18 protein-coding genes are annotated in these 17,696 nt (G+C 69.5%); 7 read left to right on the top strand and 11 right to left on the bottom strand.

Going from position 1 to position 17,696, the window contains the following annotated elements:
* Window positions 1-2 precede the first annotated feature (2 nt).
* Window positions 3-1,508 carry a tripartite tricarboxylate transporter permease gene (locus ATL45_RS33685; RefSeq protein WP_093145720.1) on the top strand — a complete coding sequence of 502 codons (1,506 nt, stop codon included), beginning with the start codon at window positions 3-5 and terminating at the stop codon, window positions 1,506-1,508.
* A gap of 44 nt (window positions 1,509-1,552) precedes the next feature.
* Here the strand turns inward: ATL45_RS33685 and ATL45_RS33680 are convergent, their stop codons facing one another.
* The 10 genes from ATL45_RS33680 to ATL45_RS33635 all read right to left on the bottom strand — a co-directional run bounded on the left by ATL45_RS33680 (window position 1,553) and on the right by ATL45_RS33635 (window position 10,766).
* Entirely contained in the window at window positions 1,553-2,026 is a 474-nt protein-coding gene (locus tag ATL45_RS33680; protein ID WP_211841360.1) for a DoxX family protein, read from the bottom strand.
* Window positions 2,027-2,123: 97 nt separating this feature from the next.
* The gene (locus ATL45_RS33675) at window positions 2,124-2,906 is read right to left on the bottom strand and encodes an alpha/beta fold hydrolase (protein ID WP_093145721.1); all 783 of its coding nucleotides are present in this window, start codon (window positions 2,904-2,906) and stop codon (window positions 2,124-2,126) included.
* Window positions 2,907-3,083: 177 nt separating this feature from the next.
* Window positions 3,084-6,134, bottom strand: coding sequence for a WD40 repeat domain-containing protein (locus ATL45_RS33670; RefSeq protein WP_093145722.1), 3,051 nt, complete (start codon window positions 6,132-6,134; stop codon window positions 3,084-3,086).
* An 18-nt stretch (window positions 6,135-6,152) separates the two neighbouring features.
* A complete protein-coding gene (locus ATL45_RS33665; RefSeq protein WP_143121522.1) occupies window positions 6,153-7,031 on the bottom strand; it encodes a hypothetical protein in 879 nt (292 codons plus the stop codon).
* 96 nt (window positions 7,032-7,127) lie between these two features.
* Window positions 7,128-7,847, bottom strand: a complete 720-nt coding sequence (locus ATL45_RS33660; RefSeq protein ID WP_093145724.1) for a Crp/Fnr family transcriptional regulator — start codon at window positions 7,845-7,847, stop codon at window positions 7,128-7,130.
* A gap of 129 nt (window positions 7,848-7,976) precedes the next feature.
* Window positions 7,977-8,204, bottom strand: coding sequence for a LamB/YcsF family protein (locus tag ATL45_RS40400; protein ID WP_121505435.1), 228 nt, complete (start codon window positions 8,202-8,204; stop codon window positions 7,977-7,979).
* 7 nt (window positions 8,205-8,211) lie between these two features.
* Entirely contained in the window at window positions 8,212-8,613 is a 402-nt protein-coding gene (locus ATL45_RS33650; RefSeq protein WP_093145725.1) for an acyl-CoA thioesterase, read from the bottom strand.
* On the bottom strand, window positions 8,610-8,828 hold the full coding sequence (locus tag ATL45_RS33645) for a DUF2277 domain-containing protein (RefSeq protein WP_093145726.1): 219 nt from the start codon (window positions 8,826-8,828) through the stop codon (window positions 8,610-8,612). Before ATL45_RS33645 ends, ATL45_RS33650 begins: the two co-directional genes overlap by 4 nt.
* Before the next feature lie 115 nt (window positions 8,829-8,943).
* Window positions 8,944-9,624, bottom strand: coding sequence for a response regulator transcription factor (locus tag ATL45_RS33640; protein ID WP_093145727.1), 681 nt, complete (start codon window positions 9,622-9,624; stop codon window positions 8,944-8,946).
* Window positions 9,612-10,766 carry a sensor histidine kinase gene (locus ATL45_RS33635; protein ID WP_093145728.1) on the bottom strand — a complete coding sequence of 385 codons (1,155 nt, stop codon included), beginning with the start codon at window positions 10,764-10,766 and terminating at the stop codon, window positions 9,612-9,614. The genes ATL45_RS33640 and ATL45_RS33635 overlap by 13 nt, the downstream gene beginning before the upstream one ends.
* Before the next feature lie 242 nt (window positions 10,767-11,008).
* On the opposite strand from ATL45_RS33635, the gene ATL45_RS33630 reads away from it, so the two are divergent.
* Genes ATL45_RS33630 through ATL45_RS33620 form a run of 3 tightly spaced genes read left to right on the top strand, consistent with a single transcriptional unit; the run spans window position 11,009 to window position 12,572 of the window.
* A complete protein-coding gene (locus ATL45_RS33630) occupies window positions 11,009-11,173 on the top strand; it encodes a histidine kinase (RefSeq protein ID WP_093145729.1) in 165 nt (54 codons plus the stop codon).
* Window positions 11,170-11,844 (top strand): ABC transporter ATP-binding protein, encoded by a 675-nt coding sequence (locus ATL45_RS33625; protein WP_093145730.1) that lies wholly within the window; start codon window positions 11,170-11,172, stop codon window positions 11,842-11,844. Before ATL45_RS33630 ends, ATL45_RS33625 begins: the two co-directional genes overlap by 4 nt.
* Window positions 11,841-12,572, top strand: a complete 732-nt coding sequence (locus ATL45_RS33620; RefSeq protein WP_093145731.1) for an ABC transporter permease — start codon at window positions 11,841-11,843, stop codon at window positions 12,570-12,572. Before ATL45_RS33625 ends, ATL45_RS33620 begins: the two co-directional genes overlap by 4 nt.
* 127 nt (window positions 12,573-12,699) lie before the next feature.
* Here ATL45_RS33620 and ATL45_RS33615 read toward each other — a convergent pair whose 3' ends face one another.
* On the bottom strand, window positions 12,700-13,257 hold the full coding sequence (locus tag ATL45_RS33615; protein WP_093145732.1) for a winged helix-turn-helix transcriptional regulator: 558 nt from the start codon (window positions 13,255-13,257) through the stop codon (window positions 12,700-12,702).
* Between the two features lie 113 nt (window positions 13,258-13,370).
* Here ATL45_RS33615 and ATL45_RS33610 point away from each other — a divergent pair, with 113 nt between their 5' ends.
* The 3 genes from ATL45_RS33610 to ATL45_RS33600 all read left to right on the top strand — a co-directional run bounded on the left by ATL45_RS33610 (window position 13,371) and on the right by ATL45_RS33600 (window position 17,643).
* A complete protein-coding gene (locus ATL45_RS33610; RefSeq protein ID WP_211841359.1) occupies window positions 13,371-14,795 on the top strand; it encodes an MFS transporter in 1,425 nt (474 codons plus the stop codon).
* Window positions 14,796-15,007: 212 nt separating this feature from the next.
* Window positions 15,008-15,796, top strand: coding sequence for a 3-oxoacyl-ACP reductase FabG (fabG, locus tag ATL45_RS33605; RefSeq protein WP_218150530.1), 789 nt, complete (start codon window positions 15,008-15,010; stop codon window positions 15,794-15,796).
* Between the two features lie 251 nt (window positions 15,797-16,047).
* Window positions 16,048-17,643: an ABC-F family ATP-binding cassette domain-containing protein gene (locus tag ATL45_RS33600; RefSeq protein ID WP_093145734.1), complete on the top strand. Its 1,596-nt coding sequence runs from the start codon at window positions 16,048-16,050 to the stop codon at window positions 17,641-17,643.
* Window positions 17,644-17,696 lie beyond the last annotated feature (53 nt).

Raw genomic sequence — 17,696 nt, 5'->3', positions numbered from 1 at the left:
CGATGGATCTGTCCAACCTCCTCACGGGTTTCGGCACCGCGCTGACCCCGGAACACCTGCTGTTCGCCGCGATCGGCGTGCTGCTGGGCACCGCCGTGGGCGTGCTGCCCGGCATCGGCCCGGCGATGGCCGTGGCGCTGCTGCTGCCGGTGACCTATGCGCTGGACCCCACCGGTGCGTTCATCATGTTCGCCGGGATCTACTTCGGCGGCATGTTCGGCGGCTCGACCACCTCGATCCTGCTCAACACCCCCGGTGAGAGCGCGGCGGTGGTGGTGGCCATCGAAGGCAACAAGATGGCCAAGAAGGGCCGCGGTGCGCAAGCGCTGGCCGCGGCGGCGATCGGCCACTTCATCGGCGGCCTGATCGGCCTGATCCTGCTGGTGCTGCTGGCGCCGGTCATCGCGGGCTACGCGGTCAACATCGGCGCACCGGACTACTTCGCGTTCATGGTGCTGGCCTTCGCCGCGACCGCCACCGTGCTGGGCAGCTCGCGGATCCGCGGGTTCGCCTCGCTGCTGATCGGTCTGACCATCGGTCTGGTCGGCCTGGACCAGATGAGCGGCCAGGCCCGGCTGACCTTCGGCTCGCTGCAGCTGTCCGACGGCATCGACATCGTCATCGTGGCGGTCGGGCTGTTCGCGGTCGGCGAGTCGCTGTGGGTCGCCGCGCACCTGCGGCACACCCAGGAGAAGCCGCTGTCGGTCGGCCGCCCCGGGCTGGGCCGCGAGGACCTGCGGCGCGCTTGGAAGCCGTGGTTGCGCGGACCGCTGATCGGGTTCCCGTTCGGCGCGATCCCGGCGGGCGGCGCGGAGATGCCGACGTTCCTGTCCTACACGGTGGAGAAGCACCTGTCCCGCAAGACCGGTGACTGGGGCAAGGGCGCCATCGAAGGCGTCGCCGGTCCGGAGTCGACGGCGACGGCGAGCGCGGCGGGCACCATGGTCACGATGCTCACCCTGGGCCTGCCGACCACGTCGGTGGCCGCGGTGATGCTGGCGGCGTTCCAGCAGTACGGCATCCAGCCGGGACCGCTGCTGTTCGAGCGCGAGACCGAGCTGGTGTGGACGCTGATCGCGAGCATGTTCGTGGGCCTGGCGCTGCTGCTGATCATCAACCTGCCGATGGCCCCGGTGTGGGCGAAGCTGCTGCGGGTGCCGCGCCCGTACCTGTACGCGGGCATCCTGTTCTTCGCCAGCGTCGGTGCGTACGCGGTCGGTGGTGAAGCGCTGGACCTGGTGCTGCTGTTCATCATCGGCGCGATCGGCTTCGCGATGCGCCGCTACGGACTGCCGGTGCTGCCCGCCATCGTCGGCGTCATCCTCGGCCCGGCCGCCGAACTGCAGATGCGCCGAGCGCTGCAGATCAGCGACGGTTCCCTGACCGGTCTGGTGAACTCGCCGCTGGCGATCACGGTCTACGTGATCATCGCGGTGCTGCTGACCTGGCCGCTGTGGAACAAGTTCGTCCGGCGCCCGGCCAAGCAGGAAGAGCGCGTCGACGCCTGACCGGACCCGGGAGGCGGTCGCGGTTTCGCCGCGGCCGCCTCCTGTCATTCCCGGTCGTGGTGCCGGGTCCTGGACAGCACGGCGTCGATCGAGATGGGCCCGGCACCGACGATCAGCAGGAACACCGAGCCGAACAGCTGGCCGAGCTCGGCCCGGGCCTCGTGCACGTAGGCCAGGAACCCCTCGTCGAGCAGGACCGGGACCTTGGTGAAGACCTCGGCCCCGACCATGTTGACGATCATGGGTATCGCGGCCAGCCGGGTGAGCAGTCCGACGATCAGCAGCACGCCGCACCCCACCTCGAACACCCCGTCGAGGTAGGCGAAGAACCCGGGAGCGGGCAGCGGAGTCTCCCGCGCGAACCGCCCCGGCCCGAGCCTGTCCGGGTACAGGAACTTCTGCACGCCCTCGAACAGGAAGATCCGCCCACCACGAGCCGGATCAGGATGGTCGCCCGCGGCGCACCGCTGCCCAGCAGGCGTGTCCACACCGAGGACGTTGGTGCAGTCATAGCTCAACCTCCCGCTCCACCGGGGATACCCAGCACGGGTGCGGCGAATCGGAGGCTCGCACGAGTCCTGCGGGACGAAGCACCCGCAGGACCAGCTTTGCGATTCAGCCCAGCGCGGTGCGGAGCGCGGCGGTGACGGCGTCCGGGTTGTCGACGTTCATCAGGTGACCGGAGCCCGGGATTTCCAGGTAGGCCGCGTGGGGGAGGGCTTCGAGGAGGATGTCCGCGGCCTTGCGCGGGCAGAGCGCGTCGTGTTCGGCGCCGATCACGGTCACCGGCTGCTTGATCGCGGCGAGCGCGGGCGTCAGCGGGTTGTCGCGGATCCCGGCCATCGCGGTCGCCGCGTTCGCGAAGCCCGCTCCGTCGCCGATCGTCGCGGCCCGCCGCGCGACCAGCTCATCGATGTCCACTGTGGAGCTCGCGACCATCATCCGGGTGTCCTCGCGCAGGGAGGCCAGCAGCGCGGCCGGATCTGCCGCCTCTTCGGCGCGCTGCAGGTTGATCTCCGCTGCTCGCCGCCCCACCACCGACGACGTCCCGAGAACCGCCACGCCGGTCACCAGATCGGGACGTTCCGCGGCAGCGGAGAGCACCACAGTGCCGCCCAACGAGAACCCGACGCACACCGCGGGCCCGGGGACCTCGGCGAGGAACGCCAGCAAGTCGTCGCGCAACTGCTCCAAGGTCCCGTCCGCGGTCCCGAGAGTGCTCGCCCCATGCCCGCGCACGTCGTAGGCGTAGGTGCGATGGCCGCTGAACTCCTCCTGCTGACGCCGCCAGCTGCGATGATCCTCGGCCAGCCCGTGCACGAACACCACGGCCGGCCCGGAACCAGCAGCGCAGTAGTGCGTCCGGATGTCGTTCAACACGGCCGTCGCGGTCTGCACCCTCGATCAACTCCTCGCCTCGGTCTACTGCGACCGATTCTGCTGTCCACCACAACGCCACGTCCAGCCACTCCGATCCGGCAGGCACGCGCACGACCGCTGCGGGATCAGCGGTGGTCCCGCAAACGTGTGGAGAACAACGAATATTGATTCCCATGCCCGGTGAACGGCGGATCTTCAAAGGTTGCAGGCATCTCGGTAGGTCGGGCCATGTGGTACGTGCTTATCCCACATGGCACGAGTGAGGGAGCCGCCTATTTCGGCGCACAGATTGCGCCGAACATTGAAAAGGCGATCAAGGTTCCACAGCCGTGCCGTTCCGTCCTTGCTGATACTGGCGAAGGTCGGGCCGTTAGTGCTGAGGACGCCCGAGTATCCCCGGTTGCTGTTATTGGTGAGTGGTGGGCCGATTGGGTGTCCGTTGGTTGCATTCCACAGTCGTGCGGTCCCGTCATGGCTGGCGGTGGCGAGGGTTCTGCTGTCGGGGCTGAACGCGGCCGAGTACACCTTGGCGGTGTGGCCGGTGAGTGGTTGGCCGATTGGGCGTCCGTTGGTTGCATTCCATAGACGTGCGGTCTCGTCGCTGCTGGTGGTGGCGAGGGTTTTGCTGTCAGGGCTGAACGCGACCGAGTACACCGAGCTCGTGTGGCCGGTGAGTGGTTGGCCGATTGGGTGTCCGTTGGTTGCGTTCCACAGTCGTGCGGTTCCGTCGTTGCTGGTGGTGGCGACGGTTTTGCTGTCAGGGCTGAACACGACCGAGTTCAGCAAGTCGGTGTGGCCGGTGAGTGGTTGGCCGATTGGGCGTCCGTTGGTTGCGTTCCACAGTCGTGCGGTCCCGTCGCTGTTGGCGGTGGCGAGGGTTTTGCTGTCAGGGCTGAACGCGACCGAGTCGAATGTGTCAATGCTCAGAAGTGTTGAGCTCAGGGGGTCGGCAGCGGCCGAGTACACCGAGCTCGTGCCGCCGGTGAGTGGTTGGCCGATTGGGTGTCCGTTGGTTGCGTTCCACAGTCGTGCGGTTCCGTCGTCGCTGGTGGTGGCGAGGGTTTTGCTGTCAGGGCTGAACGTGACCGAGCGCACCCAGTCGGTGTGGCCGGTGAGTGGCTGGCCGATTGGGTGTCCGTTGGTTGCATTCCACAGTCGTGCGGTCCCGTCATGGCTGGCGGTGGCGAGGATTCTGCTGTCGGGGCTGAACGCGACCGAATGCACCTCGGCGGTGTGGCCGGTGAGTGTTTGGCCGATTGGGCGTCCGTTGGTTGCATTCCACAGTCGTGCGGTTCCGTCGTCGCTGGTGGTGGCGAGGGCTTTGCTGTCAGGGCGGAACTCTACCGAGTCGAATGTGTCATTGCTCAGAAGTGTTGAGCGCAGGGCGTTGGCAGCGACCGTCAACATGGCGTTATTGCTCCCGGCAGATCGGTCGATTGCCCACGCCGCCAGGCTTTTCACCCTGGCGGCGGTGGGGTCGCTGTCGGCCAGGCTGAGACTTTCGTTGATCAGTTGACCGGCCACCGCGAGGTCGCGCTGACGGGCAGCGTCTTGGCTGGCTTGGTGGGTCAGGAACGTGGTGGTGGCGAGGCCGACGACCAGGACCGTGAGGGTCGCGATGAACGTTTGCCGGGTGCGCACACGGCGGTTCTGGAGCCGATGGCTGTCGCGGAGGAATTCCTCTTCGGCCGGGCTCAGCGGCGCATGGCGTGCTGGATCGGCCCTGATCCGTGCTGCCGCGCTGTTCGCGGCTTCCAGCAAGCTGCCGGTGTAGAGGTACGAACGGTCTCGGCGGTTGCCGTTCCATTCGCTCACGATGGCGCGCAGGCGGGTGTGCACGATGCGGTCGGTGTGGGTGTCGGCCAGCCAGTCGTGCAGCAGTGGCCAGGCGGTGATCAGGGTCTCGTGGCTGATCTCGACCGTGTTGTCGCCGAGGGTCAGGAGGCGTTCGTCGGCAAAGGACTTCAGCACGGCGTCGATGTCCTGCACTGCCGCGGCGCTCTTGCCCTCCGTCAGTTCGCTGCGGAAGGCGCGGTCGGCCGTGTCGACTCCGTCGTCGCTGATGGTCGTCAGCCTGGTGAAGATCTGCCGGGCCGCCGTTTGCTGGTCCGGGGTGAGGCTGTCGTACGCGCGTTTCGCGCTGTCGGCGACGGCGCCTTCGATGCCGCCGGTGCCTTCGTAGTCGCCGACCGTGAGGTGCTCGCCGGAGCGGAGACGCCACGCCTTATCCAGGGCGTGGGACAACAACGGCAGCACTCCGGCGCTGGAACCGGTGTGCTGCGGATGGGCACCTGACGATGGCCGGGCCTTGATCTCGCTCAGCAGCAGTTCGACCAGGTCGTCGTCGACGCGGGAGCCCGCTTTCTTGGCCGGTTCGCTGATCGCCATCCGCAACTGGCGCGGCGTCATCGGGGCCACGAAGTAGCGCTGCTGGATCGCGGTCTGCAGTTCCGGGTAGTTCGCGCAGGAGCCTTCGAAGTCCTGGCGCATCACCAGGACGACCAGCGCCGCCGGGGTCTGATCGATCCCATGCCCCGTGGTCGCGGCCGAGTGCAGTGCGGTGATGAACGCTTGCCGCTGGTCCTCATCGGGGCATTGGGTGAACAGCTGCTCGAACTGATCCACCACCAGCAACAGCCTCGGAGATTCGTCCGACGTGCCTTTCGAACCGGCCAGTGCGGCTTGAGCCGCGTTGAGCGCGAACCTGGCCGGATCCTCGTCCAGGCCTTGGCGCACCGATGCGGCGTCTGTGCCCGCCACCGACGCCACCTGCACCGCCAGCTTGTCCAAGGGCGTGTGTCCGGGGGCGAACACCACGCAGGGCCAGGACGCTGCCTCTCGAGCGGCCGCCAAGCCCTCCCCGCGGATGCGCGGGATCACCCCCGCTTGCATGAGCGAGGACTTGCCCGCGCCGGAAACGCCTGTCACCACCTGCAAGCCGGTTCCCTGCAGGCGCTCGGACATGCGCTGCAGCACGTCGTCGGCGGCGCTCTCGCGGCCGAAGAAGAACGCCGCGTCCCGCTCGCCGAACGCCGCCAGTCCGCGGTAGGGCGACTCGACCTTCCCGCGGACGTCCACCAGTGGCCGCGGCGTGGCCCCCTCAACCCACGTTCCGGTGCGGTAGGAGTAGACGATCTGGGTGTTGCCCTCGCCCACCTGCACGCCCGTTGCGCTGTGGGCGTCGACGGAATACGTTGCGGCCCGGCCGGATGCAGCCGGGCTGTCCGAGTTCTGTTCTGCGCTCATCTCGATTTCCTGCGGTCATCATTCGGAAGGAGAACGCCGAAAGTCGACGTGCTGGGTGTTCCCGTCACCGATCTGAACACCTTGGGCGTGGTCGGCAGCCACGACGTACTTGCCCTGGTCGCTTTGGCTCACGTTCCCGTGCACCGTGCCTGCCTGAACTTCGCTGCTCCGCCCGCCTACGTGGCTGCTCGTGTTGGCGCTCTGAGTCGCGCTGATGGCTTGTCCGCTGTCGCTGAACGACGGGATGGCATCCCCTGGTGACGCCGTCGCTGGGGGGATGCTGCTGATCTGGGTCGGGTGGACTCCGGTGACCCGGACCCACGAGCGCTCTTCGAACTCGTTGTTGGTGATCAGCAATTGCGCGAACTCGTTGCGGCTGACCACGCGCGTGTAGTCGCCCTGGAACACCGTCTGGTAGGCGTTGTCGGAAAGGATGAGCGCGGTCGTGAACGTGTCCCCGGTGATGTGCTCGCGGCAGTGGCCGACGACGTGCTTGAACGCGGCGGCTTCGAGCAGGCGGCTGAGGTCGATGTTCGGCCGGTAGAAGCCGCGGCGGGCCGGCAGCGGGCCCAGGTGCACGGCGACGCGGAGCCGGATCTCCGGCTTCGTGGTCCTGTTGTGCTCGGCCAGGAGGGAGTCGAGCACGTTGATCATGTCGATCAGGGCGGGCAGGAACCTGCTCGGGTACGCGCGCAGGAACCCGTCTCCGGTGAACTGGTCGTCCTGGGCGCGATCACCGTCGAGCCCGACGGCGCGCAGGGCGGCCTGGGTCAGGTCGCGGACCAGGTCGGGGATGGTGCCGAGGTGTTCGGGACGGCTGCTTCCGGACCCGATCACGTCCACCGCGAGCAGCGCGCTGTGCTCCGGCATCAGGGCTATGTCAGGTGCTTCGGGCAATGCTCGGCTCCGTTCGTCAGGCTGGAATGCACGGAGTTTCACCGACACGCGCAGCCAGGTCTCCCTTGCCGCAGGGAATCGCAAGTGTGATCGCGATCACTTTACTTGGTTGGTGATGTGGTCGAGCAGGCGCCGTGGCGAGGGCAGCACGTACTTCCGCCAGTGGGTGCGCACCAGCCCGAGCGAGGTGAGGTCCTTCAGCACCGCATCGACCGTGGTCTCGCCGGCGCCGATGCACTGGGCGAGGTCCTTGCGGCTCAACCCGCTGATGGTCACGCCGTCGGCCGTCCGGGTGCCGAGCGTTTCGGACCACGCGAGCAGTTGCCGCGCGACGCGGGTCGGGACGTCCTGGCCGACCAGGCTCTGCTGGCGCTGGTCCGCCTTGCGGAGGCGTTCCCGGAGTATCCCGTACAGCGCACCGAGAACCGCCGGATTCCGTTCCACGTAGCGCCGGAACAGGCGACCTGGAACCCGTGTCGCCGTGCCCGGGGTGTGTGCGACCACGGTGGCGCTGCGGGCTTCGGAGAACAGCACGCCCTGCTCGCCCATCAGCTCGCCGGGGCCGTAGAACCCGACCACCAGGTCCCGGCCTTCTCCCGGCAGGAGCACCTTGACCAGTCCGTGCTCGATGAGCAGCACGTGATCGCTCGGCGTCCCGGCGACGATGAGCATGTCGTTCCGGCCGAAGTGCAGTCGGGTGCCCAGCTCGAGAAGTTCGCCCCACACGCGGCTTTCCGCCTTGTTGACGAACGTGTCCCGGGCGAGCGCGTATCCGACGTCTCCGGGACCGGGTGCTGCCGCATGGCCGTCCAACATCGACTCCGAGTATCAGGTTCGGCTGCTTTCTCGTGCCGGGAAGTGCTCAATCTTCCCAGCTTGGCCTCTCCCGTGTCAGGGCAATCCCGAACCAGGTTCTGGAGGTCAGGGGCCTCGGGGAATCGCCCTTCATCGAGGGCGGCTCGTCGATGCACGGACCAGCGCGGCGGAGTCGCCGAACTCGACGACCTGCCAGGACGGTGGTGCGGTCACCGCGCAGCGCCGTTCTTCCCGGACACGACCTCGGGGTGCGCCCCGACGCGACGGCACGGTGGAATCCATCATCCGAGGATCCCCGGCGTGCAAGCCGCAGGAGACGTTGGCCGAGCAACCGGCTGCCGGGTTCCCGCTCGCGATCGCCTGATCAGGCTGAAAGCGCGCTGCGGAGGTCCTCGGGGATCGGGGTCTTCTGGCCGGTGGCCGGATCGACGAACACGTGGCGGACTTCGCCGTCGGTGAGCAGCCGGCCGTCGCGGTGGAACTGCGGGGAGATGACCAGGCTGGTGGTGCCCAGGTGCGTGACCGGCAGCGAGATGTCGAGCTCGTCGTCGAACCGCGCCGGTGCCCGGTAGCGCAACCGGGTCTCGGCGACGACCAGGTCGACGCCGCGCTCCAGCACCTGCTGCCACGACCCGATCCGGGCCCGGAACAGCTCGACGACCGCGACGTCGTAGAAGAACAGGTAGTGGCCGTTGAAGACCACGCCCTGCTGGTCGCACTCGCTGTACCGGACGCGGATCCGGTGGGTGAAGGCGGTGCCCGTCATGCGCGGGTCTGCCCGCGGACCTGCAGCGAGGCCAGCAGCTTCGCGGTGGCCTGCTCGATCTCGTCGACGGCCTGCTCGAACGCCGCGGCGTTGTGCGCGGCGGGCTGCCGGAACCCGGAGATCTTGCGGACGTACTGCAACGCCGCCGCGCGGACGTCACCCTCGGTGACCTCGTCGGCGTAAGGCGGGCGGAGGGTCTTGATGCTGCGGCACATGAGCGCTTCCCAGTGAGGTTTCCCCAGCGTTCGCCAGGGGCGGTGACCGGTCGACTGCAACAGCCCGGGGCCGTCCCCGTCATGCTAACGGCGGCTCCCCGACCAGCGTGGCCGATTACCGGAGTCGGTCGTCCTCCAGCTTCGCATCGCGAACCGTGTTGGCGACGAGCACGCGGTTGGAGGCATCCAGCTTCGCCATGACGCGCCCGACGATCGCCTTGACGTTGCTGATGCTCATGAAGAGGTTTTCGGCGATCTCGGTGTTGGTCAGTCCCCGGCTGATGGCGATGGCCACCTCGCGTTCGCGATCGGACAGCGCGGCGACGCGCTCTCCGGCGCGGCGGCGCACATCGTCGTCTCCACCGTTCGCGGCGATGTCGATGAGTCGGCGGGTGACGGAGTCGGACAGCCGGGGGCGGCGTTGGTGGACCGCGAGGATGCCCTCGACGAGTTCGTCCGGGGGAGCGTCTTTGAGCAGGAACCCGCTCGCACCCGCGCGCAGGGCCCGGATCAGGGCGCGGTCGGAGTCCAGTGTGGTGAGCACGAGCACGGGCGGCGCGGCGTCGGTGCTTCGGATGCGTTCGGTCGCAACAACACCGTCGGTTCCGGGCATGCGCAGGTCCATGAGGACCACGTCGGGGGTGTGCTCGGCCACCACCCGCACCGCTTCGTCGCCATCGCCGGCCTCCGCCACGACCTGGACCGCCGGGCCACCGATGAGCATGCGCAGGCCGCGCCGGACCATCGGGTCGTCGTCGACGACCACCACGCGCACCGGCTCGTTCACGGTGTCCATGGTAGACGGACCCGCAGTTCGAACTCGTCTCCGGCGTCGCTCCAGTGCAAGGAACCTCCGCAGATGGCGGCGCGTTCGGTCAGGCCCACGAGCCCGACGCCGTCGCGCGGTACCCCGGCGTCCTCGCGACCTGCACCGACCGTCACCGGCCCCAGGCGGTTGCGCACCTCGATGAGGATCCGGTTCGGTCCTTCGGGCGCGATGCGCACCTTCACCGGGCCAGGCGCCCCGTGCTTTCGGGCGTTGGTGAGCGCTTCCTGGACGATGCGGTAGGCGTGGCGGCCTGTGTTCGGGGGAGCCGGGAGACAGCCGCTTACTTCGTCCCGAACCTCCAGCTGGACGCCGGCTCTGCGGTTGTCCTCGAAGAGCTGCCCGAGTTCTTCGAAGGTCGGTTGCGGCCGCTCGGCGGCCTCGTCCTCGCCGTCCTGCGAGCGCAGATCGGAGAGGATGCCGCGGACTTCTGCGAGCGACTGGCGGGTGTTGGCCAGGATTTCCCCGGCGAGGGCATCGCGGTCCGCGGCCGCGAGGTCGGAGCGGTAGGTGAGCGTGGAGGCGTTCAACGAGATGAGCGTGAGCCGGTGCGCCAGGACGTCGTGCATCTCCCTGGCGATGCGGTTGCGCTCCTCCGTCCTGGTCTTCTCCATCCGGAAGCGCTGCTCGCGCTCGGCATCGAGTGCTCGCTCCCGCAGCACGCGGATCAGGTCGACGCGCGCACCCCGGTAGGCGGCGGCCGCGGTCAGGGCTGCGACGGCGGCTGTGACGAGCAGCAGTTCGACCCACCGGGGTTCGATCGGCTGCATGGGGGTCCAGGGGTTGTGCAGGTTCGCGGCCAGGGCCGCGGTGAAGACGCCGCACACGGGCAGCACCGCCCGCCACCGCCTGCCGGACGCCTCGCGCGCGACCACGAGTGCGGCTGGACCGGCGGCGGCAGTCGAAATGGCCGGTGCCGCGGCGATGAGCCACCGGGCCCAGGTGCGGGCTCCGAACCAGCGGTTCGCCCCGATGAGTGCACCGCCCAGAACCGCGTCTGCTGCCAGGAGAGGCCAGGGGACGTTGATCCGGTTTCCCAGGTAGGAGTCGATGGCCGCGAGGACGACGAGCACCACGGTCGACCAGGGGGCGAGAAGGCCGAGAATCCTCACCGCCCAACCGTATAGCGGCACCGCCGCGGTGGACGGCGAACCCAGGTCTGCGGGCGCAGTACTTCCGGCCAGTTCGCCAGAGACCCGGGTCCATGCGCCTTAGCCGCTGGTCGAGCGCACCCGGGCCCCAGGACTGCGGACCCGGTACCGAGGATGCTGCTGTCGGCGTGAGGACGCTCCTAGCGTGATCGGTGACTCCCGGAAAGCCCTCCGGGACATGTCCACGACGACAAGGAGTCCCCATGTCAACGGCGCTGTTCGTCGCCTCGATGATCGCGTTCGCCGGCGCTGTCATCCTTGCGGCACTGCGTTTCTTCGCACCGAGGAACGACAAGGGCTACGCGCTTCCCGGCATCCTGTTCCTCTCCTACGCGGTCCTCTTCGCCGCGTGGGTCGTGATCGCATGAGCCTGCTCGACATTCGCGGGGTCTCGATGACCCGCGGTCGCGACCAAGTCCTCCGGGACATCGACCTCAGGGTCGAACCCGGGCGGATCTACGGGCTTCTCGGACCGAACGGCTCGGGCAAGACCACGTTGTTCAAATCGATCCTCGGGGCCAACGACCACACCGGGACGATCGTCCGCGCGCCCGGCCTGCGCGTCGGCCGGCTGATCGAGTACCCGGCGTTCTACGGCTGTCTGACCCTGCGGGAGAACCTGGAGCTGCACGCCCGCTACCTGCGGTGCCCGCTGAGGGAGGTTCCCGGCCTGCTGGCCGAGGTCGGCCTGGGCGACCGGGCGGACCTTCGCTTCTCGCGTACTTCCCTGGGGATGAAGCAGCGGCTGGGCATCGCCCGGGCACTCCTCGGCGAGCCCGGCCTGGTGCTGCTGGACGAACCGACGAACGGCCTGGACCCCATCGGGATCCGCGATATCCGGGAACTGGTCCGGTCGGTCCAGCGCGAGCGGGGTACCAGCATGGTCGTCTCCAGCCACAACCTGACCGAGATCGCCTCCCTCGCCGACCACCTGCTGTTCATGAGGGCCGGCCGGATCATCCGCCGCATGGACGCCCACGAGGCCCGGGGCGACCTGGAGGGGCTGTACGCGACGGTCCTGGGGGACGCTGCCCGATGAGAACGCTGATCGCCAACGAGTTCCGCAAGATCCGCCGGGAGCGGTTCGTCTGGGCCGTGCTCGCGCTGAACGTCGCACCGTTCGCGATGGTGGTGGCCAATTACGCCGTGAACGGCGGAGACCCCACCTTGGAGCGGTTCTACTTCACCTTCCACAACCAGTACACGATGGTCCTGCCCCTGGTGGTGTGCGCGACGGTTGCGGCCTGCTTCCACACCGAGTTCAGGAACGGGACCTACTTCGAGTGGCTCACCTGCGGCCAGCCCAAGTCCTTGCTGTGGGCGGCGAAACTGGTCGTCGCCTGCCTGCTGGTAGCGGTGCTGGCAGCGTTGAACCACGTCGGGCTCCTGGTTTTCCTCCTGGTCGAGAACCCCGGTGGTGGGCTCCTCCGGATGAGCACGGCCTACTGGCTGCTCGTCGGGATCTCGGTCGCCTCCGTCGCGCTCCTCTGCGCCCTCCTCACCCTCGTGACCCGGAACATCGTCATCGTGAACATCTTCGGGATCGGCCTGACCGTGGCCACGCTGGTGTTCATGGCCGCCGACTTCTCGTACCTGATCCCCACGTGCTTCGCCTACCGGCTCAGCGTTGGCGTGGTCGTCCCCGACGCGGCCTATCCGGATCCGGGGCACGCCCTGGTGGTCGGCTGGACGGTGACCGCGCTGCTCGTGCTGCTGCCGCTGGTGGCCAACCTCCTGGTCATCACCCGTCGGCGGTACCTTCGGTGACGGGCGGATGGCCGGGCCGCGAGATCGCCTGCGCAGGAACGACTGTCGTTGCAGTACGGGACGCGGCTCGTGCATCGCACCAACGGTTTCGAACCCCTCGTGCTCCGGTGGCGGCGACGGACTGCGGTCAACTCCGGGCTGAGCTGTTCGGTTCGCCGTAGGCGGGTTCCGGGGACAGGGCGGTCAGCAGCCGGTGCGGGCCGCGGCGCAGCGCTTCGCTCACCGGGTCCTCGCGCAGCGTCGGGTCCGCTCCGGGGCCCTGCCGGATGGCGATGTCGGCGGGAGCGGGGGTGGTGCCGCACGCCGGGCACGATCCGGTGGCGGTGAGGTCGGTGTCGCAGGTGGCGTGGCTGAAGATCCGCCGGGCACCGCCGGGGGAGAACCAGCGCTCGCCCCATTGCGCCAGCGTGTAGACGGCCGGCCAGAGCTCGATGCCCCGCTCGGTGAGCAGGTAGTGGACCTCGGTGCCGTGCGGGTGCCGTTCGAGCAGGCCTTCGGAGACCAGAGTCTTCAGCCGGGCGGTCAGCACGGCGCGCGGAATGTCCAGGTGTGCTTGGAAGTCCCGGAAGTGCCGCACGCCGTAGAAGCAGTCCCGGAGCACCAGGAGCGTCCAGCGCTCACCGACGACTTCCAGCGCGCGGGCCAGCGAGCAGTCCTGGCCGGTGTAGTCGCGTCCCAATCCCACGAGGTCACCCTACCATTCGATTCAGTGATCGAACTCATAAGTTCATTCATTGAACCTTCGCTGCTAGGGTGGGCGCGCACCGTCTCATCCACCGAGTCCTGGGAGAAGCAGTGGTGACCGGATCCGCTGTCGATCGTTGCCCGAGCGCCCGTGCGACGCTTGCGATTTCGTGCGCGGCGACCCTGCTCGTGCTCGTCAACTTCACCGCTCCGGTCTCCACCGTGCAGATCATCGGCGCGGAGCTGACTGCCGGGGCTTCGGGCCAGACCTGGATGCTGAGCAGCATCAGCGTCGGTCTGGCCGCTTTCCTGCTCGTCACGGGCAGCCTCGCCGACGCCTTCGGCCGCAAGCGGATCTTCGTGGTCGGCGGCGCGCTGCTCGGCCTGGCCAGCGCGATGTGCGCGATGGCGCCGACCGCGCTGGTGTTCGTGCTGGCTCGTGTTTTCCAGGGTGGAGCCAGCGCCGCTCTGCTGGCCACCGGACTCGGGCTGCTGGGACACGTCTTCCCGCCCGGGCCGGAGCGGGCGCGGGCGACCGGTCTGTGGGGTGCGATGGTGGGTGGTGGCATCACCGTCGGCCCGGTGTTCTCCGCGCTGCTGATCAAGGTGGCGGGCTGGCCGCTGGCCTACTGGATCATCGCCGTGCTCTCCTCGCTCGTCGCGGTGTGGGCGGCGCGGTCGCTGGGGGAGTCCCGCGGCGAGCGGCCGCGCAAGCTCGACCTGGCCGGTGTGGTGACGCTCGGCGGCGCGCTCTCCTTCCTCGTCGCAGCGCTGACCGAGGGGCGCGGCGGCTGGACCCGCCCGCACGTCCTGGCCTTCCTGGCCGCGGCGCTGGTGCTGCTGGTGGCGTTCGTGCGGGCCGAGCGCAAGGCCGCCGAACCGATGCTCGACCTGGGACTGCTGAAGCGCCCGGCGTTCCTGGCCGCGACGGTCGGCGCGCTGGTGACCGGCGCGGCGGTGATCGGGTTCATGACCTACGTCCCCATCGCGGCGCAGCAGGTGCTCGGCCTCAGCCCGTTGGCGAGCGCGGTGCTGCTCGGAGCGTGGTCGGGCGTGTCCTTCGTGGCGGCGCCGCAGGCGCGCAGGCTGACCGGTCGCATCGAGGCCCGCGACCAGATCGCGGCCGGACTGGCGCTGTGCGGGATCGGCCAGCTGACCCTGATCGGCATCGGCACGCAGTCCGCGTGGTGGCAGCTGGTTCCCGGGCTCGTGCTGGCCGGTGCGGGCAGCGGAATCGCCAACGCCGCACTGGCCGGGCTGGCGGTGCAGAGCGTGCCGCCGAACCAGGTGGCGATGGGATCGGGAGCGAACAACACCGCCCGCTACCTCGGTTCGTCGGTGGGGATCGCGCTGATCGCCGCTGTGCTGGCGATGGCGCCCAGCGGTGGCGGTCCGGCCGAGGACTTCGCCACCGGCATGACCTGCGCGGCGATCGTCTCCGCAGTGCTGTCGATCCTCGGTGCGGTGGTCGTCGCCTCGCTCCGGGAACGCCGGACACCGGCCCGCGCCGCGGAGCGGTCCGCAGCGGAATCGGCTTGAAAGGCGGCCGGAGCGGTGCTGTCGAGCACGACGTTGTTGCCGCGCAACGAGATTTACCCGTCCGGTCGATCGCGCGGACGTGTTCGCCGTCGACGTTGCGCGTCCCGGTCACCGGGATATGATCTTGTTGCTCGTGGCTCGGACCGGCTGTGCCGATGTGCTTGGGGGCAGCCGCCCGCACCGACGTGACAGCTGGAGGAGAGGGCCTCACCGTGCTGAAGTCGCTAGCAGGAAGCCGGGTGCTGGTCACCGGCGCGAGCCGGGGGATCGGCAAGGGCATCGCCGCGGTCTTCGCCGAGGCGGGCTGCAACGTGCTGATCACCGGCCGGGACGAGGACGCGTTGGCGCGCACCGCCGACGAGCTCTCGGGCCGGGCGCCGGACGGTGCTCAGGTGGCCTGGCTGGCCGCCGACACGGCCGAGCCCGCGGACTGCCGCGCTGCGGCGGAGGAGACCGTCCGCCGCTTCGGCGGGATCGACGTGCTGTGCGCGAATGCCGGTGTGTTCCCGGCGGATGCGCTGCCGGACATGACACCGGAAAGCCTGCAGCGGGTGATGGCGACCAACTTCAACGGCACGGTCTACTCGGTGCAGGCGTGCCTCGACGCCCTGGCCGCCTCCGACCTGGGCCGGATCGTGGTCACCTCGTCGATCACCGGGCCGGTCACCGGCTTCACCGGCTGGAGCCACTACGGCGCGAGCAAAGCGGCCCAGCTGGGCTTCATCCGCAGCGCCGCGATCGAGCTCGCCGCCAAGGGCATCACCATCAACGCCGTCCTGCCCGGCAACATCCGCACCGAGGGGCTGGACGACCTGGGCGAGGACTACCTGAGCCGGATGAGCGCGTCGGTGCCGCTGGGCCGGCTCGGCTCGGTCTCCGACATCGGCTACACGGCGCTGTTCCTGGCCAGCCGCGAAGCCGGGTACATCACCGGGCAGACGATCGTGGTCGACGGCGGGCAGGTGCTGCCGGAGAGCCTGGACGCCCTCGGCGCACCGTGAGCCGGTCGGCAGATCGCACCGGCGAGGGGCATCGGGGTGAAAATCACGTGCGGTGCCGAACAGCGGCCTGCTACTGTCGTTGACGTGCATTACCACTACTTCCTCTGAGGGCGCCGACCTCGGTGCCGGACGGCCATGAGCCGGTCCGCACCTGAGTCCGTCGGTCGTTGAACGCACTTCTTTTCCGGATTCCGCCGCCTGCCCAGGGCTGCGCTCTGCCGTGCCGCGGGGAATCCGTCCTCGGAGGAAACGTGTCCATTCGCACTGAACTACCTGCGCGCGCCCGAGCGCACCTCACCGCCACCGGACTGCACCTCGCCCGCGGCGGGCGCCCGGTGCTGACCGGGGTCGACCTGGCGGTCTCCGCCGGTGACCGGCTCGGCGTGGTGGGCGAGAACGGAACGGGCAAGACCACCCTGATCCAGGTGCTCGCCGGGAAGCTGGCCGCCGACCGCGGCACCGTGCACCGCGCGGGCACCCTCGGCGTGGCCGACCAGGAGATCCCGGTCGATCCGGCGCGCACCGTCGGAGACCTGATCGACATCGAGCTCACCGAGGTCCGACGCGTCCTGCGCGACCTGGACGAGGCGACCGGTGCGCTGGTCGCGGGGCAGCCGGACGCCGACGAGCGGTACGCCGGAGCGCTCGCGGCGGCGGAAGCGCTCAACGCCTGGGACGCCGACCGGCAGGTCGAGATCTCGCTGGCCGCGCTCGGCGCGGTCGCGGACCGGGACCGGCCGCTGGCGACGCTGTCGGTGGGGCAGCGCTACCGGGTCCGGCTGGCGTGCCTGCTCGGCGCGGGCCACGACCTGCTGCTGCTCGACGAGCCCACCAACCACCTGGATGCCGGCGGGCTCGAACACCTCACCGCGCGGCTGCGCGAGCATTCCGGCGCAGTGGTGCTGGTCAGCCACGACCGGGCGCTGCTCGCCGACGTGGTCACCGCGGTGCTCGACCTGGAACCCGGCAGGGACGGGCGGCCGCGCGTCTACGGCGGCGGCTACCTCGGTTACCAGGAGGGCCACCAGGCCGAACGCGAGCGCTGGGAGCACGAGTACCGCACGCAGCAGCGCGAGCACCAGCGCCTCGCCGACGACCTGTCGGCGGCGCAGAACCGCCTGTCCACCGGCTGGCGGCCGGAGAAGGGCACCGGCAAGCACACCCGCGCCACGCGCGCGCCGGGCCTCGTCCGCGCCGTCCACCGGCGCCAGGAGGATCTGGCCGCGCACCGCGTGGACGTGCCCACACCGCCGCTGCGGTTCCGGGTGCCGGAGCTGGGGAACCTGCCCGGAGTCCGGCTGCTGCAGGCCGACGCGGTGACGCTGCGCGGCAGGTGGGCGCAGCCGCGCTCGCTGCTGCTGCAGTCCGGCGACCGGCTGGTGATCACCGGACCGAACGGGGCGGGCAAGTCCAGCCTGATGGCCGTGCTCGCCGGTGCGGTCGAGCCGACGTCCGGTGCCGTGCAGCGCAAACGCGCCGCGCGGATCTCCTGGCTGTCCCAGGAATCCCCGGCTCCGTCGCGGCGGACCGCGCACGAGGAGTACGCGGCGGCTCTGCCGGGGTCCGACCGGGTTCCGCTCTCGGAACTCGGGCTGCTGCCCTCCGCCGCGCTCGGTCGGCCGGTCGCGGAGCTGTCGGTCGGGCAGCAGCGCCGCTTGCAGCTCGCGATCGCGCTGGCCGCGCGACCGCACGTGCTGCTGCTCGACGAACCGACCAACCACCTGTCCACCAGGTTGGTCGACGAGCTGACCGAGGCACTGTCGGCAACGCCGGCAGCGGTGGTGGTCGCCACCCACGACCGCCAGCTGCTGCGGGACACCGCTGACTGGCCGCGGTTGCGGCTCTGACGGTCGGGACTCGCGGTGCGCGCACCGCGAGTCCCGCTCCGGGCGGGAGGCGC

The organism is Saccharopolyspora antimicrobica, assembly GCF_003635025.1.
Taxonomy (GTDB): Bacteria; Actinomycetota; Actinomycetes; order Mycobacteriales; family Pseudonocardiaceae; genus Saccharopolyspora; species Saccharopolyspora antimicrobica.
Note: the sequence above shows the minus strand (reverse complement) of the source record. Positions and strands in the feature narration are given on the sequence as shown.